Raw genomic sequence first — 20,874 nt, forward strand, 5'->3', positions numbered from 1 at the left:
TCGCGCGTGGCAACCGAAGCCAAAGTTGATCCGATGCACCAGTTCACGATCGAGCCGCTGTTCGGCACCGATCACTGGGCCCTTGGCGGCTTCAACATTGCGTTCACCAATTCTGCGCTGTGGATGCTGATTTCCGCAGTGGTGCTCTATGCCTTCATGCTGGGCGGGATGAAGCGTGAGCTCGTCCCCGGCCGCTGGCAGATGATGGTCGAGACCATGACCGGCTTCATCGAGAACATGCTTTCGGCGAACGTCGGCAAGGAAGGGCGCAAGTACCTGCCTTACGTGTTCTCGCTGTTCATGTTCATCCTGTTCGCCAACCTGCTCGGCCTGCTGCCGCTGGGCCTTGTCGGCATTCACCCCTTCACCTTCACCAGCCACTTCACCGCGACGGGCGTGCTCGCCATCCTGTCGTTCTCGATCGTGCTGGTGGTGGGCTTCTGGAAGCACGGCTTCCACTTCTTCTCGCTCTTCGTGCCGCATGGCACGCCGCTGCCGATGATTCCGCTGATCTTCGTGATCGAGCTGGTCTCGTTCCTCGTGCGCCCCTTCAGCCTTGGCCTGCGTCTCTTCGTGGCGATGATGGCAGGGCACGTGCTGCTCGAAGTGCTGTCGAGCTTCGTGATCGGTGGCGCCAATGCCGGCGCGTTCTTCATGGGGCTCGTCTCGATCCCCAGCTTCATCCTGATGGTTGCCATCTGCGCGCTCGAGATCCTCGTCGCCGGCATCCAGGCCTACGTCTTTGCGCTGCTCACGTCGCTCTACATCAACGACGCCGAGCATCTGCACTGAGTTTTCTTCGTACAGTATCCATCCATCTGATTTTGAGAGAAAAGGGAGTTTAAGTCATGGAACCTGCAAGCGCCAAGCTCATCGGTGCGGGTCTCGCTGCGATCGGCGCCGGCATGGCCGCCATCGGCGTGGGTAACGTCTTCGGTTCGTTCCTCGAGAGCGCGCTGCGCAACCCGGGTGCGGCTGATGGCCAGCAGGGCCGTCTGTTCATCGGCTTCGCGGCCGCCGAACTTCTCGGTCTGCTCTCGTTCGTCGTGGCGATGATCCTGATCTTCGTCGCCTGAACCATGCGCAAGGGCGGCACTCCGGGCACGGGTCCGGAGTGCCGGCCCTTCCCTTGTTTTTCAGCGTTTTGATCGCCGGGAACCCCAATGCCCCAGATTTCGCAGCTAGCCGCGACCTACTCCAGCCAGATTTTCTGGATGCTGGTCATTTTCGGCGCCGTCTTCTTCCTCGTCGGCCGGGGCATGACGCCCAAGGTTCTCGAGACCATGGAAGGTCGCGACCAGAAGATTGCCGCGGATCTCGCCGCTGCTGAAGCCGCGCGCCACGAGGCGCAGGCGCAGGACGATGCGTGGAAAGCGGCAGCTGCCAAGCAGCGCGGGGAAGCCCAGGCGCTGATCGCTGCGGCCAAGGCCGAAGGGGCCAAGGCTACCGAAGCCCGGCTCGCCACGGCGAGTGCCGGTGCCGAAGCCCGCGTGGCCGAAGCGGAGGCGCGGATTGCCGCGGCTCGCGAAGGTGCGCTGGCTGAAATCGAAACTGTGGCGGCCGAAGCCGCTGCCGATATCGCTGCCCGCGTTGCGGGTCTGACGGTCGCGGCCGATGCCGCGCGCGCGGCGGTGAAGGACGTTCTCCATGGTTAAGCTCGCTCTGCTCGCTCATGCGGCAAACGCAGTCGCTGAACATGGGGCCGAGCATGCCGAACCGGTTGCGTTCGGGTTCGTGACCCCGGGTATGTGGGTCGCGCTCTCGATGACCGCGTTCATCGCCATCGTGATCTGGAAGAAGGTGCCGGCTGTGATCGCTGGCGGGCTCGATGCCAAGATCGTCGCGATTCGCGCTCAGCTTGATGCAGCCACAGCGCTGCGTGCCGAAGCCGAGGCGCTGCGCGCCGAATATGCCAAGAAGATCGCCGGCGCCGAAGCAGATGCCGCCGCGATGGTCGAGCATGCACGTCATGAAGCTCAGGCGATCATCGCCAAGGCCGAAGCGGACACGACCGCGATGATCGCGCGCCGCGAGAAGATGGCGACCGACAAGATTGCGGCGGCGGAACGCGCTGCGGTCGAAGAGCTCCGCGCTCGCGCGGCTGCTGCTGCTGCTGCTGCGGCCGGCCAGCTCATCGCCCAGCACCACGGCGCCAGCGCGGACAAGGCGCTTGTCGACAGCGCCATCGCTGGCCTCGCCAACTGATTCCATGCCCTGCCTGCGGGGCGGGGCATGGTTAACTCTACCCTAAGGGTTTTCGCCTAGGTCCGCTCTCATGAAGAGGATTGGGACTGGGTGCGAGGCATGAGCCGCGGACAATTCCGGCAGTTTGCGGCGCTGCTTCTGGCGCTGCTGATGCTGAGCTTTGGCGCCGGGCGCGCCGAGGCGGCGAGCTGCTTTTACGCGACATCGCAAGGGTCAACCGGCCCGGCCAACTGGAACTCCTACTGTTGGCTCGATTTCACCGGCTATAACGACACGGCCGCACGCTCGACCGCCGGACAGGCCATGTCCTACACGCTGCCCGATGGCACCGTGATGACCTTTACGCTCAAGATCAGCGGCGCGGCGATCACGGGTGCTGCGGCGCCTTCCTGGACCGGCGCGGCGATCGGCAATACCGCGTTCCTCGGCATCGGCGGCCGCCCGATCCTCTATCAGAGCGCGGCGGGCACGACGACGGCCGCGATCTCCAACATCGTGCTGACCCCGCCCGCCGGCGTCTCGCAGATCACCAGCTACATGTTCGTGGCGGCGGACGGCGAATCCTCCAACGAAAGCGAATCGCTCAGTTTCCAGACCAATGGCGGCAACTGGGTTGCGCTCGACAATGCCGGGCCGATCAGCGGCTCGACTTATCCCACAAGCTCGGGGCTTGGCACATCGACCTTCAATATCGGGGGCGTGGCCGGCACGGTCGGCGCGAACATCGTGGGGTCGAGCACGCCCACCTCGCTCACGACCACGATCGTCGGCGGGGGCCTGCAGGGCGTGATGTTTGCAGTGCGCTTTGCCTCGATCCGCCTCAATCTCCAGCTGACAGGGGCGCGAGCGGCGGCTGCTGACCAGTTTACCTTCAATATCAACGCGACCTCTGGCGGCGCTACTTTGGCGAGCGGCACTTCGAGCGGAACGGGCAACGGACCGTTCTCGGCTGCCACGCTCACCACCGCGTCCGCGCTGCCGCTGACACTGACGCAGGCGATGGCGGCTGGCAGTGTGAACCCGCTCACCGACTACCGCTCAAGCCTCACCTGCACCAATTCGGTCAGTTCGAGCACGCCGCTGCCAAGTGGGGTGATATCGACCAACTACAGCTTCGGCGCGTTGCAGTTCGGCGATCTTGTTACTTGCACGTTCACCAATACAGTGTTTCCGCATCTCCAGCTGACCAAGGCGCTGGGCACCGGCGGGCGGCGCTTCAGCACCGACCAGTTCGTTATGCAGATCAACCAGGGCACGACCACGGTGGCGACGACGACCACCACAGGCACCTCGGCGACTGTGACGAACGGGACGACGCCGCAGGTCATGGTCTCGGCAGGCACGGCCTATGCGTTCACCGAGTTGGGTTCGGGGACGACGAGCCTGACGCAGTACACTTCGGCAATGACCTGCACGAATGCCTTCACCGGTTCATCGACCACGCTGCCGAGCGCGGTGGGCGGCACCGTCACGCCGCAGATGGGCGATGTGATTTCGTGCACGATCACCAACACCCGCCGGGGTACAAACGCGACGCTGACGCTGGTGAAGACATCGAGCGTGCTGTCGGACCCGGTCAATGGCGCAACCAACCCCAAGATGATCCCGGGCGCGATCGTCCAGTATTCGATCTTGGTTTCGAACACCGGGCCGACGCCGGTGGACAACAACACCGTCCTTTTGATCGATTCGCTGCCAAGCCAGATGCGTGTCGGAACCGCAGCGACCCCGACGTTCACGCAAGGAACGCCGACGAGCGCGCTGACCTTCAACGCCACCAACGACATCCGCTATTCGAACGCGGCGAGCGCGCCGACGACCTATGCCGGCTGCACCTATACACCGACGTCGGCCTATGATGCGGCGGTGAAGTTCATCTGCGTGAATCCGAAGGGAACGATGGCGGGATCGTCCGGTACGCCGCCGAACTTCACGATCTCGTTCAGGGCGCAGATGCAGTAAGCTTGCGGCGCAGGCCTGCCAGCAGGCGCGGCCCCAGTTCCGGGCCTTGCAGCGGATAGAGAAACGGTTCGATCAGCTCGGCTTCCATCAGGAGCAGGCCGCCTTCGGGCCCGCGCACGAGATCGATGCGGGCATAGAGCGGCGCAGGGAAGGGGAGGCCAGCGATCACGGCCTGTGCAGTCGCGAGGTCGTCAGGGGCGGGGGTGACGGCCGTGTCCCACCCGCCATAAAGCGATTGCACGCGGTAGTCGCCCGGCGCGGGGCGCTTGATTAGGCCGTGGCTGAAGGCGCCATCGATGAAGATCAGCGAATGTTCGCCTTCTGCGACGATGCCGGGGATGAACGGCTGAACCAGCGCGGCATGGCCCATGCGCCAATCGGCAGCGGGCGGCGCGTCGCGCGTGAAATCGAACTGCCCTTCCGCCCCCGCGCCGACGCGGCGCTTCACCACCACGCGGTCGCAGGCGAAGTGATCGAAGGCAGCGAGGATTTCCGCGCGACCCGGATTGTCCAGCAGCAGGGTGGGAATGGTGGCGACACCGCGCGTGCCAAGTTCGGCGAGGTAGCCCTTGTCGATGTTCCAGCGTACCACTTCGGGCGCATTGCACACCGGCACGCCGAGCGCAGCGATGGCATCGAGCTTGGCGAGGAAGGCCTCGCGATTGTCCTGATAATCCCACGGTGTGCCGATCAGGGCGGCATCGAAGGCGGCGAAGGCTTCGAGTGGGGCCTGCCAGTCGATGTCCGTCACTGTCTCGCCCGGAGCAAGCGCTGCAACGAGCGCGGCCATCTGCTGGTCATGCTCGAAGGCATCGGCGCGGCGATCAGGGGCGCCGGGCAGCGTGGTGCTGCAGGCGAGGAAGGCAATATTCATGGACGTCCTGACGTTGTGCGGGTTCCCGGGCCGATCAGTGGAATGCGGACAGCCGGAGCAAGGATACCAAGGCGACATAGGCGCTGGCGAGACAGTAGAGCACTTCCGGGATAACCCCGAGGTTCACGCGTCTGCCCTGGCGGATCAGGACGAGCATGTAGCCGGCCACCGCGAGGAACAGGACGATCTGGAGCCCAAGACGCGCGCGGGTTTCAGGGTAGTTGCCGAGCACGGCAAGGACGCCGCCGATAAGCAGGGTGTAGACAATGAGCCTGATGACGCTGCGCATGGAGTCGCTTGCGATCAGGGACGCGTGGAGCCGCGCACGACGAGGCGCACGGGCACCCGGCGCGGGGTTTCTGGCTCGCCCGCCATCGAGGCGAGCAGCCGTTCGACAAGGAGCGCGCCGGCGGTTTCGAAATCGGATTCGATCGTGGTGAGCGGCGGGGTGGACCACGCGCCCGCGCGCACCCCATCGAAGCCGACAATGCCGATCTCGTCCGGGATGCGATAGCCGCGCTGGCTCAATTCCTTGAGCGCGCCGAGGGCGATCTCGTCGCTCACTGCAAATATCGCATCGAAGGGTTGGCCACTTTCCGCCAGCATGGCGGCCGCGCGGCTGCCCTGCTCCTCGCGCGCCAGCCCGCGTTCGATGCGCTGGAGCACCGGCTCGCGCCCCGCATCGCGCATCGCGCCGGCGTAACCGTCGTAGCGTTCCTTGAACTGGCGCTGGGGTGATGTTTCCGAGCCGATGCAGACGATCTTCTCGTATCCGCGAACAAGCATGTGACGCACCGCGAGCGCGGCGCCGGCCTCGTTGTCGCTGCGCACCCACGGGAAGGCATCGCTGGGGGCGCCCCAGCAGACCCAGCAGGTGGCAGGGTCGAGCTCGCCGAAATAATCCCACGCGGGCGTGTTCTCGCTCGTACCGATGACGATCATGCCATCGGCCTTGCGGCGCTCCTCGTAATGGCCCCAGAAATTTTCCGCGCTATCCTGGAAGGAGACGAGCACTTCGTAGCCGCGCGCGGAGGCGGCAGCGCAAGTGCTGCCCAGCAGCGCGAAGTAGAATGGGTTGAGATCCTTGCGGTCTTGCCCGGCACGGCAGATCATCACCACCGCGAGCGTGCCGGTCTTGCCCCGGCGCAGGCGGGCGGCGTTTTCGTTGACCTGATAGTTGAGCCGGGCGGCGGCAGCGATCACGCGCTGGCGGGTGGGTTCGCTGATCGAGGTATCGCCCGCCAGCGCGCGGCTGACGGTGGACTGGCTGACCCCGGCTTCCTCCGCCACATCGAACGAAGTGACGCGGGTGATCCGGCGTGTGGTGTCGGTGCTCTGCGGCATCTAGCGGAAATTGTCCTTGGCGCTGCGCAGCGCGGCGAAAGTTTCGGTGGGCGAGGCGCCGCCCCAACGGGCCTGCAGCGCGGGATCATCGGCGCGCAGGAAGGGATTGGTGGCGAGTTCGCGGCTGAGCAGGGTGGGGACGGTCCACTCGCTGCGGCTGCGCTTGTCCGTGATCTCTGCCGCATAGGCGGCGAGCGCGGCGTTGTCGGGATCGGCGTGAAGGGCGAACTTCGCGTTCGAGGCGGTGTATTCGTGGGCGCAGTAGAGCGTGGTTTCGCCCGGCAGCGCCTTCACGCGGCTGAGGCTGGCCCAGAACTGGTCCGGCGTGCCTTCGAACATGCGCCCGCAGCCCAGTGCGAAGACGGCATCGCCGACGAAGGCGATCGCCGCTTCGGGGAGGTGATAGGCGCAGTGGCCGATCGTGTGGCCGCCCACGTCGATTACATGGGCTGAGTACGCGCCGAAGGTGACGGTATCGCCTTGCGCGACGGTGCGGTCGATCCCGGCGATGCGGGCGGCGTCTGCAGCGGGGGCGATGATCTTGCAGCCTGTTGCGGCCTTGATCGCTTCGTTGCCGCCCGCATGATCGGGATGCCAGTGGGTGTTCCAGATCTGGGTGATCGTCCAGCCCTTGGCCGCCGCCTCGCGCAGGTAAGCCTCCGCGTCGGGCGTATCGATGCACGCAGTTTCGCCGCTCGCGCTATCATGGAGGAGATAGCCGTAATTGTCTGACAGGCAGGCGAACTGGTGGACTTCGAGCGTCATGGGTCCTCTCGGGCGTCTTTGCAGCAAAGCCTAGCGGAGTGTGCGCCGCAATGCAAAAGCCCGCCCGGATCGCTCCGGACGGGCTTTTGATTTGCCTTGCCTTGCGGCGAAAGGCTTACTGCTTGGCCTTGAGGGCCGCGCCGAGGATGTCGCCCAGCGAAGCGCCGGCTTCCGACGAGCCGTACTGCTCCACGGCTTCCTTCTCTTCGGCGAGCTGACGCGCCTTGACCGAGAAGTTGGGCTTCTTCGAACGATCGAAGCCGATGACCATGGCATCGAGCTTCTGGCCGACCTGGAAGCGGTCCGGACGCTGTTCGTCGCGGTCGCGGCCGAGGTCGGTGCGCTTGATGAAGCCGGTCGCGCCATCTTCGCCAGCCTGCACTTCGAGGCCGCCATCGCGGACTTCGAGCACGGTGACCGTAACGACTTCGCCGCGGCGGAGCGAACCAGCACCGCCGGCCGAAACGCCACCAGCCGCCGGAGCGCCCTTTTCAAGCTGCTTCATGCCGAGCGAGATGCGCTCCTTCTCGACATCGACGTCGAGGACGATGGCCGAAACCTGCTCGCCCTTGCGGTGCAGCGCCAGCGCGTCTTCGCCCGAGATGCCCCAGGCGATGTCCGACATGTGGACCATGCCGTCGACGTCGCCATCGAGGCCGATGAACAGGCCGAACTCGGTCGCGTTCTTGACTTCGCCCTCGACAGTCGAGCCGACCGGGTGGCCTTCTGCGAAAGCTTCCCAGGGGTTCTGCTGGGCCTGCTTGAGGCCGAGGCTGATGCGGCGCTTGTCGCTATCGACCTCGAGGACCATGACATCGACTTCCTGCGAGGTCGAAACGATCTTGCCGGGGTGGACGTTCTTCTTGGTCCACGACATTTCGGAAACGTGGACGAGGCCTTCGATGCCAGCTTCCAGCTCCACGAAGGCGCCGTATTCGGTGATGTTGGTGACAACGCCGTGCAGCTTCGCGCCGACCGGGTACTTGGCGGCCACGCCATCCCACGGATCGCTTTCAAGCTGCTTCATGCCGAGGCTGATGCGCTGCGTATCCTGGTTGATGCGGATGATCTGCACCTTCACGGTATCGCCGATGGCGATCACTTCGCTGGGGTGGTTGACGCGCTTGTAGCTCATGTCCGTGACATGGAGCAGGCCGTCGATGCCGCCGAGATCAACGAACGCACCGTAATCGGTGATGTTCTTGACCACGCCGTCGATGATCTGGCCTTCCTTGAGGTTCTGGATCAGGCCCGAACGCTGCTCGGCGCGGGTTTCTTCCAGCACAGCGCGGCGCGAAACCACGATGTTGCCGCGGCGGCGGTCCATCTTGAGGATCTGGAAGGGCTGCGGCATGTCCATCAGCGGGGTCACGTCGCGCACGGGGCGGATATCGACCTGCGAGCCGGGGAGGAAGGCCACGGCGCCGTCGAGATCGACGGTGAAGCCGCCCTTGACGCGGCCGAAGATCACGCCCTCGACGCGCTTGCCTTCGCCGAATTCGTTCTCGAGCTTGTCCCATGCGGCTTCGCGGCGGGCGCGATCGCGGCTGAGCATCGCTTCGCCGTCGGCGTTCTCGACGCGGTCGACATAGACTTCGACTTCATCGCCGACCGAAAGACCGTGCGGCTGGCCAGGCATCGCGAATTCGCGAAGCGGCACGCGGCCTTCGCTCTTGAGGCCGACGTCGATGACGGCCTTGTCGTTTTCGATGGCGGTGACGGTGCCCTTGACGACCCGGCCTTCAAAGCCGCCGTTTGCGGCGCCGCCGAGGGTTTCGTCGAGCATCGCGGCGAAATCGTCGCGCGTGGGATGAGATGCCATTGCTGGTAGTCCTGTTATCGCTGTTTCCGGCCAGGCGGTTGTCTCCGCCGGTCTTTCACCGAGCTTCCGCACCATGCGGACCCGGGGCAAGGGGCCGAACCATCTGCCGGGCCGAATGCCATGGCAGATATCCACACCGGAGCGATGCCCCGGTAAGGACGTGCGGCCCCTATGTCAGGAACGGGGAAAAAGCAAGCTGAACTGCGCCCTTTCAGGCCGCTATGGCACGGGGCCGCGCGGCGGTGGTGCGGGCGGACGTCCGGAACCGGGAAACCGCCGTAGCCAGCTCGCCCGCTTCGTCCGCGAGCGAGCGGGCGGCGGCGGCGGTCTGTTCGACCATGGCGGCGTTGCGCTGGGTCATCGTGTCCATGCCCGAGACGGTCGCGCTGACCTGATCGAGACTGGTGGACTGGTCCTGCGTGGCGAGCGCAATCTCGCCCATGAGCCGGGCGAGGTGCCCGACGCGCCCGACCATGGCATTGAGCGCTTCGCCGGTGCGGCCAACAAGCGAGACGCCGCCGGCAACCTCGCGCGAACTGGTGGCGATGAGCGCGCGGATTTCGCTCGCGGCATCGGCGCTGCGCTGGGCAAGCGCGCGCACTTCGGTGGCAACGACGGCGAAACCCTTGCCGGCATCCCCGGCGCGCGCGGCTTCGACCCCGGCGTTTAGAGCGAGCAGATTGGTCTGGAAGGCGATCGAATCGATGAGATTGACGATCCGTCCGATTTCCTGTGACGAGCGCTCGATGGCGCTCATCGCCGCCATCGCCTCGCTGACGAGCATGCCGCCGGCCTCGGCATCCTGCGTGGTCATGCCGATCTCGGACTCGACCTCGCGGGTGCGTTCGGCGGTCGCGGAAACGAGGGTGGCCACTTGCTGCATCGCCGCGCTTGATTCCTCCACGCTGGCGGCCTGGTTCTGGTTGCGGTTGGCCAGATCGCTGGAAGCGCTGCGGATTTCTGCGGCACCGGTGCTGACGCTGCTGGCCGTACCGCCGACGCGGGCCAGCACGCTGTCGAGCCGTTCGGCAGCAGCGTTGTAGGCACCGCGCAGTTCTTCGTACTCGGCAGGGAAGGGGGGCTCGATGCGGTGGACGAGATTGCCTTCGGCGAGCTGGTCGAGTGCTGTTCCCATGCGCGAGACGACGATGGCCTGCTTCTCGGCATCCTCGCGCTGCGCGCTGGCGGCACGGCGGAACACTTCGATTGCGCGGGTCATATCGCCGATCTCGTCGGCGCGGTGATCAGTGCGCCGGCCTGTTTCGAGATCGCCGGCGGCCATCGCAGACATCACCTCTGCCGTTCCTGCAAGCGGATCGAGGACGTGGCGGCTGAGCAGGCGGATAGCGGTGAAAATGAGCGCGACCGTGCCGGCGCCGGCCAGAGCCATCACCACGAGCAAGGCAGAGACAGTCGTCGTGCTGGTCGATACGAGCGCATTGCGCGCAGCCATCGCGTGCTCGGTGAGCAGCAGGATCGCGCTGCGTTCGCGCGCGAAGATCGCATCGAGCCGCTGCTTGCTGGCCTCTGCCGCCGCCGCATCGCTACGCCCTAGTGCAGGCAGCAGCACGGTGTTCACTTCCTGCCAGAACGCATCCGCTTCCTGTGCCACTGACGTGCGCAGCTCACCTGCCAGCGCCGGATCGACATCGTCTGCCGTCCAGTGCGCAAGGCTGGCGCGATACTGCTTTTCGAGCTCGGCAAGGTCGGCGCGGTTCTGCGCGAGGTGTGCCGGATCATCGATTGCCTGCCGCGCCTTGAGCGCTGGTTCGACGATGTAGAGCGGCGGAGGCAGGATATCGGCAGTAAAGCCGGTCACGCTGTCGATGCGGTTCTGCACCGTGCCGCCGACCCGGATGTGCTGCACGGCAAGGCCGATCAGCAGGAGTAGCGCAGTCACTGTTCCGGCCAGTGCCAAGCCGCTGCGGCGACTCTGGATTCGGATGGACATGACTACGGTACTCCCCTGCTTTTTGCTGCCGGGCGACGTTTTTCCGGGCAGTGTGGGGAGGGCATAACGCCGTCATGCAAACCAAAGGCTTGCACGGATTCGAAGGTGCTTTGCCTAGCCTCGCAAAGCGTGATGTTAACGATTGCAGAGCCGCATCCTGCCCAAAGGTGCAGGATTCACGATCCGGCAAGAATCGCCGGATCGCCTGCGGCCCTTGGTCAGGCGAATTTTGTCCGCAGGGCAAGCAGGGCAAGGGCTGCCTTCGCCGCCTCGCCGCCCTTGTCCTTTTGCGCCGGATCGGCGCGGACGAGTGCCTGCGCTTCGTTTTCGACGGTGAGAATGCCGTTGCCCACGGCAAGGCCGTCCATCGTCAGCGCCATCACGCCGCGCGCACTTTCGCCCGCGACGATTTCGAAGTGATAGGTTTCGCCCCGGATCACCACGCCGATCGCGACAAAGCCGTCATATTGACCGGACGTATCGGCCAACACGATCGCGCCGGGGATTTCCAGCGCGCCGGGGACGGTGATCACGTCGACCTTGTGGCCTTCGGCCTCGAGCGCAGCACGCGCGCCTGCCACCAGCATGTCGTTGAGGTGATCGTAGAAACGAGCTTCGACGATAAGGAACTTTGCCATGCGCGCTTACTCCGCAGTGATCGGCTGCTCGCCGACGATGTTGAGGCCGTAGCCTTCGATGGCGACGATGTTGCGATGCGAATTGGTGAGCAGGATCATGTCGTGGATGCCGAGATCCGCGAGGATCTGCGCGCCGATGCCGTAGCTGCGCAAGTCCATGTCGCCGGTGCGGCCCGCGATCTCGGCCTGGAGGTGCTCGCTGCCGCCGGGCATGAGCAGCACGATCACGCCCGCGCCGGCCTTGCCGATCTCGCTCATCGCGCGCTGCAGGCTGCGCTTGCGGGGCCCTGGCTGGCCGAGCACGTCGGAGAGGATCGAAATGCCGTGCATGCGCACGAGTGTCGGCACATCGGCGCGCACGGCGCCCTTCTGCAGCACGAGGTGGACGACGCCGTCGATTTTGTTGCGATAGGTGCGGATCGTCCAGTCGCCGCCGTAGTCCGAATGGAACGGCTGCTGATCGACGCATTCGACGAGATGGTCATGGCGGCGGCGATACTCGATGAGATCGCGGATCGTGCCCATCTTGAGGCCGTGGCGCCGCGCGAAGGGGACGAGATCGTCCATCCGCGCCATGGTGCCGTCGTCCTTCATGATCTCGCAGATCACGCCCGAAGGATTGAGCCCGGCAAGGCGCGAGATATCGACCGCCGCTTCAGTATGGCCGGCGCGCACCAGCACGCCGCCATCGCGGGCGATCAGCGGGAAGACGTGGCCGGGGGTGACGATATCGTCCTTCGTCTTGGAGGCATCGATGGCAACCGCCACGGTGCGGGCGCGGTCGGCCGCGGAAATGCCGGTCGTCACGCCCTCGCGCGCCTCGACCGAGACGGTGAAAGCGGTTTCGTGGCGCGTGCCGTTGTTGCGGCTCATCAGTTCGAGACCGAGCTGTTCGGTGCGGGTGCGTGTGAGGGTGAGGCAGATCAGGCCGCGGCCGTGCGTTGCCATGAAGTTGATCGCATCAGGTGTCGCCATCTGCGCAGGGATGACGAGATCGCCCTCGTTTTCGCGGTCCTCGTCGTCCACCAGAATGAACATGCGCCCGTTGCGCGCCTCGTCGATGATTTCCTCGATGGGCACGAGGGCGGGGGTGTCGTCGCTCTCGCTCAAGACGCGTTCGAGCTTGGCGAGCGTATCGGCGGTGGGATTCCAGCCGGGCAGGCCCGCATCGCGCAGGGTGTTGGCATGGAGCCCCGCCGCGCGGGCGAGGCCGGAGCGGGACATTCCGCCCTCGATGACGAGGTGGCGGATGCGGTCGATGAGTTCACTGGACATGCAGCGCATATCTCACATCACAATGTGATATGCAAGAAGGCGCATCACATCGCGATGCGATTTTGCGAAGTTGATTCGCGATTCCAACCATTTCCGCTGGCAGAGGGTTGCTGTCAGGTCACACCTTGGTGCAGCCTGCCGCTACGGAATGGGCAAAATTTAATTGAGCGGTTGACAACGCCAGTGTTCCGCTATGTTCTGTAGGCAGAAGGTCGACCCTCAAAAATGATGGGCGCCCGCTGAAGAGAGAGGATATTGATATGAGGGGCAAACTTACCCTGCTCGCAGGTGTGTGCGCAGCAGCCGTAGCAACGCCGTCGTTCGCGCAGAACGCGCAGAGCGCAGCCAGCGGCGATACCGGCCCGGGTGTTCAGGAAATCATCGTTACCGCGCAGCGCCAGTCGCAGCGCCTGCAGACTGTGCCGATCGCGATCAGCGCGTTCACCAAGGAAAACCTCGACAGACAGCAGATCCGCAACCCGCTCGATCTGCAGCTTTCGCTGCCGAACATCACCTTCACCAAGACGAACTTCACCACGTCGAGCTTCACGATCCGCGGCATCGGTGACCTCTGCACCGGCGTGACCTGCGACAGCGCGACCGCGATTCACATCAACGATGCGCCGCTTTTCGCGACCCGCCTGTTCGAAGGCGAATTCTACGATCTGCAGCAGGTCGAAGTTCTGCGTGGTCCGCAAGGCACCCTGTTCGGCCGCAACGCGACCTCGGGCGTGGTCAACTTCCGCACCGCCAAGCCTGACCTCAACGGTTTCAGCGCTTCGGGCGACGCAGAATACGGCAACTACAACTCCATCCGCGTGCGCGGCATGATCAACGTGCCGCTGAGCGAGACGCTCGCGGTGCGCGCTGCCGGCTTCTACCTGAAGCGCGACGGCTACACCAAGAACCTCTTCGACAACTCCAAGATCGACGACCGCGACATCTACGGGTTCCGCGGCTCGCTGACCTGGCAGCCATCCTCGTCGACCACGATCGACCTCATGGGCCAGTACTTCCGCGAGAAGGATAGCCGCATGCGCATCCAGAAGCAGTACTGCCAGGAGGATCCGACCGGTATCCTGGGCTGCCTCAACACCACGCGCGGCACCAGCACCACCAACGGCAATGCGCTGCTTGCCAACGTGCTGACATCGAGGGAATTCTTCGCGATCCGCGGCCTGCCGACCGCCTTCGCGCTGGGCAGCATCTATGGCCCGCAGGTCTATCGCAACGAGGTGAACCCGGCTGATCCGCGCGTCGTCAACACCGACTTCAAGCCCAGCTACTTCACCGAGGAAACCATCCTCCAGGGCGTCCTCAAGCAGGACATCGGCGAAAAGTTCAGCCTGCGCGTCGAAGGCAACTACCAGAACGTCAAGGTCGATTCGCAGCAGGACTACAACAACGCGGTTGCCGATCGTTCGGGCTTCACGCCCGGCCTGAGCGCCCTTGCTGCGGCAGGTGCAGGCCTGCTCGGGCCTGGCCTCAAGAGCTACCTTGGCCCGATTGCCAATGCGCTGATCCCGCAGGGCCCGGGTGGAGCACTCTGCACCTCGATTGGCGAGCCGACCGGCACCGGCGTCTTCGGCGGGCACAGCGTCTGCGCCTCGACCCCGCTCGACTTCGACCGTTCGGTCCAGAACAACAAGAGCTGGACGGCGGAAGCGGTGCTGACCTCGAAGTTCGACGGTCCGTTCAACTTCCTGCTCGGCGGCATCTACGGCAAGTACACCCTGACCGAGAACAGCTACTATGTGAACTCGTTCGGGCTTGACTACTTCGCCGGCGTGGTGGGCGCGTTCTCGGCGCTTGGCGCCGGTGCGCCGCCGGCCTACCTTGCCACGCCGACCTATCGGAACAACACGCCTGATTACAGGCTGACGACCTATGGCATCTTCGGTGAAGCTTATTGGAAGTTCAACGACAAGGTGAAGCTGACCCTCGGTCTGCGCTACAACAACGACAAGAAGGCAGTGAAGGCGCGCACGACGCTGTTCAACTTCCTCGCGCCGGTGGGCATTGCCAATGCCTATGACTCGCCGTTCCTCGCCGCCAGCTACGATGCGGACTCGGCCATCGCCGGCAACCAGCCGTTCCAGGTGCGCAACGTGAAGTTCGGCGAATTCACCGGCCGCGCGGTGCTCGACTTCCAGATCTCGCCGGACAACCTGGTCTATGCCTCGTACTCGCGCGGCTACAAGTCGGGTGGTATCAACCCGCCGCTGTCGCCGATCTTCGCGGTTCCGGAAAGCTTCACGCCTGAATTCGTGAACTCGTTCGAAATCGGTTCGAAGAACACCTTCGCCAACGGCGCGCTGCAGCTGAACCTCACCGGGTTCTACTACCAGTACAAGGGTCTGCAGCTCTCGCGCATCGTCGCCCGTACCTCGGTCAACGACAACGTGAGCGCCAACATCTGGGGTGTGGAAGCCGAAGCGATTATCCGCCCGGTCCGCGAGCTGACGATCAACATGAACTTCAGCTACCTCAACACCAAGGTGTCGGAAGACAAGTTCCTCTCGAACCCGCGTGACTTCGGCAATGGCCGCAAGGATGCGGTGATCATCAAGGACATCACCAACACCGCGAACTGCGCTGTCGGTTCGAACTCGGGCAACGTCGCAGGCGTGAATGCTTTCGTGAACACGGCCAACACGCTGATCAACAGCGGGGCGATCCCCGGCGTTGCTGGTGGTGCCGGTCTTCAGGGCACGACGGCGTTCCCGGCTGGCGGCGGCATTGCCTCGACCGGTGCCTACTCGATCTGCGCCGTGCTCAGCGCGCTCGCTCCGACGCTTGGCAATGCGCCCGGCATCGGCGGCGTGACGGTCTACTCGTCGGGTATCGCCACCAATATCCGTGGCAACAAGCTGCCCGGCGCGCCTAACGTGAAGTTCTCGGCCGGCGTGCAGTATGCTGCGCCGATCGGCAACCTGACGCTGACGCCGCGCTTCGACCTCAACTTCACCGGCAATTCGGATGGCACGATCTTCAACGGGGTGGTCGACAAGGTTCCGTCGTTCACCCAGCTGAATGCCCAGCTCCAGCTCGATGGTCCGGACAAGAAGTGGTTCATCCGCGGCTTTATCCAGAACATTACCAACGACAACTCGGTGACCGGTCTCTACGTGACCGACCAGTCCTCGGGTAACTTCACCAACGTCTTTACGCTGGAACCGCGGCGCTACGGCATCGCCGCCGGCTTCAAGTTCTGATCGTTCGGGGGGAACCGGCCCGGCGCCTGCAAAGGTGCCAGCCGGTCTGAGGCGGGCGCCGGGGGGTAACCCCGGCGCCTTGCTTTTTGCCCGCTGCGCGCGCCAAACTGCTGCGGAAAGGGGTACTGCGAGGGGGAACGGCAGGATGCGGACCAAACGGAAGTGGGGCGCGGGCGCGGCGCTGGCGCTGGCGCTGGTGCTTTCAGGCAAGATCGAAGCCAAAGGCGTCAGTCCGGCCGATCTGGTGATCCTCAACGGCAAGATCGTGACGGTGGACAGCCGGAGCCGGGTGGTCCGCGCGGTAGCGGTGCGGGGCAGCCGCATTGTCGCGGTCGGCGATGTCCGCCGTTATCGCGGGCGCGGGACGCGCGTGATCGACCTCAAGGGGCGCACGATGCTGCCCGGCTTCATCGATGCCCATTCGCATGTCGGCGGCATGGCGGAAGTGGAGGCACACACCGTCGATATCCAGGTGCCGCCGCTTGAGGACGGCGCGGCGGTGATCGCACGGCTGAAGGAGAAGGCCGCCCATCTGCCGCCGGGGGCATGGCTGATCGGCAACGGCACCTACAACCAGCCGATGCCCACACGCGAGGCGCTCGATGCCGCCTTTCCGGATTATCCGGTGGACCTGCGCTGGAGCGCGCATGACCACCTGATCAACCACAAGGCGGCCCAGATCATGGGGCTGGATCGCAGCTTCCCCGATCCGCCGGCCGGCTCTGCCGCGCGCTTCGAGCGGACGGCGGAGGGCGAGATCGCGATCATCCGCGATGCCGAAGTGCCTTGGCCGAAGGACATGATCCCCGCCTTCACGGCGCCCGAGCGCAAGGAGGCAGTACGCGCCATCCTTGATGACTTCTACCTGAAGCGCGGCGTGACGATGGTCTCGGACATGTCGGACATCCCGAGCTATACCGCGATGGCCGAGCTCAGGGCCGAAGGACGCCTGCCGACGCGGGTGCGCATGAACTTCCTGATCGGGCCGCTGATGCACGCGGGCATTACTGTCGCTTCCTCGAAGCAGCCGGACCCGGTCGGGCGGATCGAGGTGATGGGCTACAAGCCGGGCGGGGGCACCGAATGGCTCAAGGTCGGGGCGATCAAGTTCATTCAGGACGGCGTCTGGGGCACGACTTCGGCGGTCTACCGGCCGCACTGGAAGGGTTCGGCCACGACCTGGAAGCCGGACAATGTGGGCGGCGTGACCTATGGGCAAGACGAACTCGACGCGCTGGTTGGCGATGCCTATCGGCGCGGCTGGCAGGTGCAGATCCACGCCAATGGCGACCGGTCGCAGGACATGGTGCTCGATGCCTATGAAGCGGCGCAGGCGCGCTGGCCGCGCGCCGATGCGCGCCTGCGGATCGAGCATTTCGCGCACTTCCTCAGCCTCGATCCGCAGCGCACCGAGCGGCGGCTGCAGCGCATGGTGGCGGATCAGGTGATCCCCTCGATGCAGGTCGCGTTTCTCTGGCGGCTCGACGCGACCAATGCCGCCGAGCCTGATGTCGCGTTCTTTCCGCTGAAGATGCTGATCGCGAAGGGCATGCATCCGGCGGGCGGGGTCGATACGATCGGGACGCAGAACTTCGCCACCAACCCGTTCTTCTCGATCGCGCGGGCGGTGAACCGCGACAGCAAATACGGGACGATCGTCCAACCGGACGAAGCGATTCCCGTGATGGACGCGATCCGTATGTTCACGATCTGGAGCGCGGAGGCGAACTTCCTCGAAAAGGACATGGGGTCCATCGAAGTCGGCAAGCTGGCTGATTTCGTGGTGGTGGATGCCGATCCGCTGACGATCCCGAAGGCGAGGATCGGCGCGGTGAACGTCGACATGACGATCATGGACGGCAAGATCGCCTATCAGCGCGCGCCCCGGCGATAACGCCCAAGGGGCGGATTCAGGGGGTCCCGAACCTGCGCATCACCGATCAGCGGTTAGTCCGTCCAGCATTCCATCAGCGGCAGGCTGTCTCCCGCCTGTTCGATCAGGCGGAAACGGTAGCCATGCGGCGAGAGGGCGCGTTGCACGGCATCGGTGGTCATCTTGCCGCCGACAGGGTGCACCTCCACGATGATACGCGGCTTGAAGCGCACGAAAAAGGCGCCGTCGGTGAAGATCACGCCTTCGCTGCCTTCGATGTCGCACTTGATGAAATCGATGCGATCAAGGCTGAACCGATCGGCAATGTCCGAAAGCGTGAACGAGGGGACAAGGTTGGCCGCGCCGACGCGGTTGCCGACTATCTCGACGGCAGACGAACCCATGTTGCCTTCGCTGGAAAAGCTGATCCCGTTGCCGTGAGTCCACACCGCTCCCTCAAGCAGCTCAATCTTGCGGCCGGTCCGCTCCTGATACATCTCGAAGTTTTCGCGGATGGCGGCGATATTGCCGTCATCGGCATCGACGGCGATCACGCGTCCGTTGGTCCCGCACAGTTTGCGAAACATGATCGAAGTGAGGCCCGAGTAGGCGCCCAGGTCCAGCGCAACCGAACCCTCCGCAAGATTGGCAAAGCCCAGATACTGCTCGGTCGTGGCGGTCGGTTCCGCCAGCGAGGGGAAGCGGATCGGATGAAGATCGAACCCTTTGACTTGGTGCAGATTGGGCCTGGAATAATCGATCAGACCGGCTTCAGCTGCTTCAACGGCTTCGGAAAAATAATCAAAATTACCAATCACATCCTGCAAATAGATCGCATGGCTTCGGGAAATTCTGATGCAGCTCGTGGCGCTGAAGACGTCGATCGCAAAAGCGCTATAATGGACGTTGAGGCCTTTTTAATTGACCAGATTGATGATCTTGTAGGGCTGAACAACGGAGGTGTAGAACTGAGTCGCGACGATATTCAAGGTATCTCTCTAGATGATGGTGCCTTTCAAGGTTTCCCCAGACCCACACTGTTCTCCATTTTGCCATTTGAATCAGTCTGGCCCAGTCGCGATTGTGCCGCTGCGCGCCCGCCGAGTTGTCTAGCCGGTGATGGCGGGCAAGCGCTAGGAGAAATGCTCCGGCTCCCTAACCAATTCCTGCCGCGTCTGCACAGACGCTCCCGGCTGCCAGTCCTTGGCCGCGCCGGCCGCTCAGGCTGGGCCAGGATGGGTCAGATAGCCGAGCACGGCGGTCGCCACCCGCTGTTCCAGCAGCGCAATATTGGCTTCGCCGCGCCGGTTGGCTGAAAGCGCCATGCCCTCCACAATTCCGAGGACATCCCGCGCCGCGGTTACGCAATCGCCGCGGGCATGATCGGCGCGGTTATGCTCGAGCAGGCGGGTGATCGTCTCGGCCATGCGTTCTCCGGCGGAAACGAACGCTTCATCCTTGCGCATACGCGCCTCATGATACGAAAGAATGCGCCCCAGCTGCGGCCGGGCATAGATGATCCCGAACGCGAGGTGGATCAGCGTGCGCGCCTGCTCTTCGAAAGCCAGGCCAGCCACGGAGGCGCTCGCCTGTTCCAGTTCGTCTGCCGTGGCAAGTTCTGTGCTGCGTGCAAGTTCTGCAAGGATGGCGTCCTTGCTGCCGAAATACTGATAGAGTGATCCCACGCTGATCCCGGCGAGCGCGGCGATTGCGTTGGTGTTGGCGGCTTCGAGTCCCTGTTCCTCAAGAATGCGAGCAGCCGCTTCGAGTATGACCGCCACGGTGTTTTGCGCGCGCGCCTGCTTAGGGCGTTTGCGCGGATTCGGGGCGGTTTGCCGGGCGGGGGAAGGGATGGGCGCGGGCATGGAAAATGCGAGTCCAGTTTTGCGAGCAATCCATCATAATGGGCGCAGGCCGACGAGCAAGCCCGCGAGTGTCCGCTGCCCCATGGGAGCCGGACTCTCCGCCAAGGAAGGATGAAGCTATGATCCCTGTCGACTATATTGGCCTGCGCCCCGATCTGCCAGTCTACAGCTCCGCTCGGCCGACTCCGCGCCAGCGCCCGATTGCCGCGTTGCGCCACTTTGCCGATGTCGCGCGGGACAAGGACGATACCGCCGCCGTCTTCCGCGTGTTCGATGCTCTGCCTTGGACGGGGCTGCGTGAGTGCGCCGAGCGCTTTGCCACTGATGAGCGCCTGCACCGCATCCGCGCCGAAGAGCCCTGGTTGCCCGCAATCCTCGATGATCACGAACGGTTGCGGCGCATGCCGCTCGGCTCGCTCGCCCATGCTTATTGCGATTTCATGGAGGGCGAGAACCTCTCGGCCCAAGGGCTGGTCGAGGAATACGAGAAATTCGCCGAGCCGGGCCTGCGCCACGATGACCTGGCCGAATGGACCCAAGACCGCACGCGCGACACGCACGATCTGCTGCACGTGCTGACAGGCTATGGACGCGATGCGCTGGGCGAGGCCTGCGTGCTGGCGTTTACCTATGGGCAGGAGCCTTCGCTGGGCAACCTGTTCATCGCCTATCCGGTCGGGCTGACCATCCTGACTGGCGGCGGCTGGGGTGCGCCAGTGCTGCGTGCGATCCGTGAAGGGCAGCGGCTCGGCCGCAATTGCAAGCACCTGATCGAGGAATCCGTGCTTGAACTCCTCCCCTTGCGCGTGTCCGAAGTGCGCCAGCGCCTCGGGATCGGGGATACCGTGCTCTACAACCGGTGCCACCAGATCTGGCGTTCGCGGAACATCGATCCCTATGCGCTGATGGCGGGTGGGGCTGCGGCCTGAGGCCAAGGTTGAGGCCAAGGTTTGGGCGATATCCAGATAGTTTCAAAAAAAATGCAAAAACCGTTTGACGACTCACGAGCTCGTCCGTATCTGACCGGCCTCCGGCAGGGAGATGCGGTTTTGCTTCTTCTTCCACCGGTCGCCAACATAGACGGA

At 64.3% G+C, this 20,874-nt stretch carries 18 protein-coding genes; 8 read left to right on the plus strand and 10 right to left on the minus strand.

The features are described from left to right. Positions 1-6: 6 nt before the first annotated feature. From ACODS2_RS14550 to ACODS2_RS14570, 5 genes are all read left to right on the plus strand, one after another. Positions 7-792 (plus strand): F0F1 ATP synthase subunit A, encoded by a 786-nt coding sequence (locus ACODS2_RS14550; RefSeq protein ID WP_488999478.1) that lies wholly within the window; start codon positions 7-9, stop codon positions 790-792. A 56-nt stretch (positions 793-848) separates the two neighbouring features. After that, positions 849-1,076: a F0F1 ATP synthase subunit C gene (locus ACODS2_RS14555; RefSeq protein ID WP_054122335.1), complete on the plus strand. Its 228-nt coding sequence runs from the start codon at positions 849-851 to the stop codon at positions 1,074-1,076. Between the two features lie 87 nt (positions 1,077-1,163). Further along, positions 1,164-1,655 carry a F0F1 ATP synthase subunit B family protein gene (locus ACODS2_RS14560; protein WP_488999479.1) on the plus strand — a complete coding sequence of 164 codons (492 nt, stop codon included), beginning with the start codon at positions 1,164-1,166 and terminating at the stop codon, positions 1,653-1,655. Next, positions 1,648-2,205, plus strand: coding sequence for a F0F1 ATP synthase subunit B family protein (locus tag ACODS2_RS14565; RefSeq protein WP_488999480.1), 558 nt, complete (start codon positions 1,648-1,650; stop codon positions 2,203-2,205). Before ACODS2_RS14560 ends, ACODS2_RS14565 begins: the two co-directional genes overlap by 8 nt. A 99-nt stretch (positions 2,206-2,304) precedes the next feature. Continuing rightward, on the plus strand, positions 2,305-4,167 hold the full coding sequence (locus tag ACODS2_RS14570) for a hypothetical protein (RefSeq protein ID WP_488999481.1): 1,863 nt from the start codon (positions 2,305-2,307) through the stop codon (positions 4,165-4,167). On the opposite strand, the gene ACODS2_RS14575 is transcribed toward ACODS2_RS14570, so the two are convergent. The 8 genes from ACODS2_RS14575 to ribB all read right to left on the minus strand — a co-directional run bounded on the left by ACODS2_RS14575 (position 4,148) and on the right by ribB (position 12,836). Then, the gene (locus ACODS2_RS14575; protein WP_488999482.1) at positions 4,148-5,041 is read right to left on the minus strand and encodes an ATP-grasp domain-containing protein; all 894 of its coding nucleotides are present in this window, start codon (positions 5,039-5,041) and stop codon (positions 4,148-4,150) included. The genes ACODS2_RS14570 and ACODS2_RS14575 overlap by 20 nt on opposite strands. 34 nt (positions 5,042-5,075) lie before the next feature. Continuing rightward, a complete protein-coding gene (locus ACODS2_RS14580) occupies positions 5,076-5,330 on the minus strand; it encodes a hypothetical protein (RefSeq protein ID WP_488999483.1) in 255 nt (84 codons plus the stop codon). 14 nt (positions 5,331-5,344) lie between these two features. Then, positions 5,345-6,385 carry a LacI family DNA-binding transcriptional regulator gene (locus ACODS2_RS14585; RefSeq protein WP_488999484.1) on the minus strand — a complete coding sequence of 347 codons (1,041 nt, stop codon included), beginning with the start codon at positions 6,383-6,385 and terminating at the stop codon, positions 5,345-5,347. Beyond that, positions 6,386-7,150 (minus strand): hydroxyacylglutathione hydrolase, encoded by a 765-nt coding sequence (gene gloB, locus ACODS2_RS14590; RefSeq protein ID WP_488999485.1) that lies wholly within the window; start codon positions 7,148-7,150, stop codon positions 6,386-6,388. A 115-nt stretch (positions 7,151-7,265) separates the two neighbouring features. Further along, positions 7,266-8,972 carry a 30S ribosomal protein S1 gene (gene rpsA / locus ACODS2_RS14595; protein ID WP_488999486.1) on the minus strand — a complete coding sequence of 569 codons (1,707 nt, stop codon included), beginning with the start codon at positions 8,970-8,972 and terminating at the stop codon, positions 7,266-7,268. 211 nt (positions 8,973-9,183) lie between these two features. After that, entirely contained in the window at positions 9,184-10,872 is a 1,689-nt protein-coding gene (locus ACODS2_RS14600; protein ID WP_488999487.1) for a methyl-accepting chemotaxis protein, read from the minus strand. Positions 10,873-11,141: 269 nt separating this feature from the next. Beyond that, positions 11,142-11,561, minus strand: a complete 420-nt coding sequence (gene ribH, locus ACODS2_RS14605; protein WP_488999488.1) for a 6,7-dimethyl-8-ribityllumazine synthase — start codon at positions 11,559-11,561, stop codon at positions 11,142-11,144. Positions 11,562-11,567: 6 nt separating this feature from the next. Then, complete coding sequence (gene ribB / locus ACODS2_RS14610; protein ID WP_298169451.1) at positions 11,568-12,836, minus strand: 3,4-dihydroxy-2-butanone-4-phosphate synthase; 1,269 nt, start codon at positions 12,834-12,836, stop codon at positions 11,568-11,570. A 260-nt stretch (positions 12,837-13,096) separates the two neighbouring features. Between ribB and ACODS2_RS14615 the strand changes: the two genes are divergently transcribed. Both ACODS2_RS14615 and ACODS2_RS14620 read left to right on the plus strand, forming a co-directional pair. Further along, positions 13,097-16,051 carry a TonB-dependent receptor gene (locus tag ACODS2_RS14615; protein WP_488999489.1) on the plus strand — a complete coding sequence of 985 codons (2,955 nt, stop codon included), beginning with the start codon at positions 13,097-13,099 and terminating at the stop codon, positions 16,049-16,051. 145 nt (positions 16,052-16,196) lie between these two features. Continuing rightward, entirely contained in the window at positions 16,197-17,945 is a 1,749-nt protein-coding gene (locus ACODS2_RS14620) for an amidohydrolase (RefSeq protein WP_488999490.1), read from the plus strand. 53 nt (positions 17,946-17,998) lie between these two features. Here the strand turns inward: ACODS2_RS14620 and ACODS2_RS14625 are convergent, their stop codons facing one another. After that, entirely contained in the window at positions 17,999-18,742 is a 744-nt protein-coding gene (locus ACODS2_RS14625; protein ID WP_488999491.1) for an FkbM family methyltransferase, read from the minus strand. Between the two features lie 402 nt (positions 18,743-19,144). After that, positions 19,145-19,705, minus strand: a complete 561-nt coding sequence (locus ACODS2_RS14630; protein WP_488999492.1) for a TetR/AcrR family transcriptional regulator — start codon at positions 19,703-19,705, stop codon at positions 19,145-19,147. Positions 19,706-19,908: 203 nt separating this feature from the next. On the opposite strand from ACODS2_RS14630, the gene ACODS2_RS14635 reads away from it, so the two are divergent. Then, positions 19,909-20,718 (plus strand): Coq4 family protein, encoded by an 810-nt coding sequence (locus tag ACODS2_RS14635; RefSeq protein WP_488999493.1) that lies wholly within the window; start codon positions 19,909-19,911, stop codon positions 20,716-20,718. Positions 20,719-20,874 lie beyond the last annotated feature (156 nt).

Source organism: Novosphingobium sp. FG137 (assembly GCF_057809735.1).

Excerpts from the sequence above, each read along its gene's own strand:
- ACODS2_RS14555 (WP_054122335.1), top strand. The coding sequence starts at position 849 with ATGGAACCTGCAAGCGCCAAGCTCATCGGTGCGGGTCTCGCTGCGATC.
- ACODS2_RS14560 (WP_488999479.1), top strand. The coding sequence starts at position 1,164 with ATGCCCCAGATTTCGCAGCTAGCCGCGACCTACTCCAGCCAGATTTTC.
- ACODS2_RS14565 (WP_488999480.1), top strand. The coding sequence starts at position 1,648 with ATGGTTAAGCTCGCTCTGCTCGCTCATGCGGCAAACGCAGTCGCTGAA.
- ACODS2_RS14570 (WP_488999481.1), top strand. The coding sequence starts at position 2,305 with ATGAGCCGCGGACAATTCCGGCAGTTTGCGGCGCTGCTTCTGGCGCTG.
- ACODS2_RS14575 (WP_488999482.1), bottom strand. The coding sequence starts at position 5,041 with ATGAATATTGCCTTCCTCGCCTGCAGCACCACGCTGCCCGGCGCCCCT.
- ACODS2_RS14580 (WP_488999483.1), bottom strand. The coding sequence starts at position 5,330 with ATGCGCAGCGTCATCAGGCTCATTGTCTACACCCTGCTTATCGGCGGC.
- ACODS2_RS14585 (WP_488999484.1), bottom strand. The coding sequence starts at position 6,385 with ATGCCGCAGAGCACCGACACCACACGCCGGATCACCCGCGTCACTTCG.
- gloB (WP_488999485.1), bottom strand. The coding sequence starts at position 7,150 with ATGACGCTCGAAGTCCACCAGTTCGCCTGCCTGTCAGACAATTACGGC.
- rpsA (WP_488999486.1), bottom strand. The coding sequence starts at position 8,972 with ATGGCATCTCATCCCACGCGCGACGATTTCGCCGCGATGCTCGACGAA.
- ribH (WP_488999488.1), bottom strand. The coding sequence starts at position 11,561 with ATGGCAAAGTTCCTTATCGTCGAAGCTCGTTTCTACGATCACCTCAAC.
- ribB (WP_298169451.1), bottom strand. The coding sequence starts at position 12,836 with ATGTCCAGTGAACTCATCGACCGCATCCGCCACCTCGTCATCGAGGGC.
- ACODS2_RS14615 (WP_488999489.1), top strand. The coding sequence starts at position 13,097 with ATGAGGGGCAAACTTACCCTGCTCGCAGGTGTGTGCGCAGCAGCCGTA.
- ACODS2_RS14620 (WP_488999490.1), top strand. The coding sequence starts at position 16,197 with ATGCGGACCAAACGGAAGTGGGGCGCGGGCGCGGCGCTGGCGCTGGCG.
- ACODS2_RS14635 (WP_488999493.1), top strand. The coding sequence starts at position 19,909 with ATGATCCCTGTCGACTATATTGGCCTGCGCCCCGATCTGCCAGTCTAC.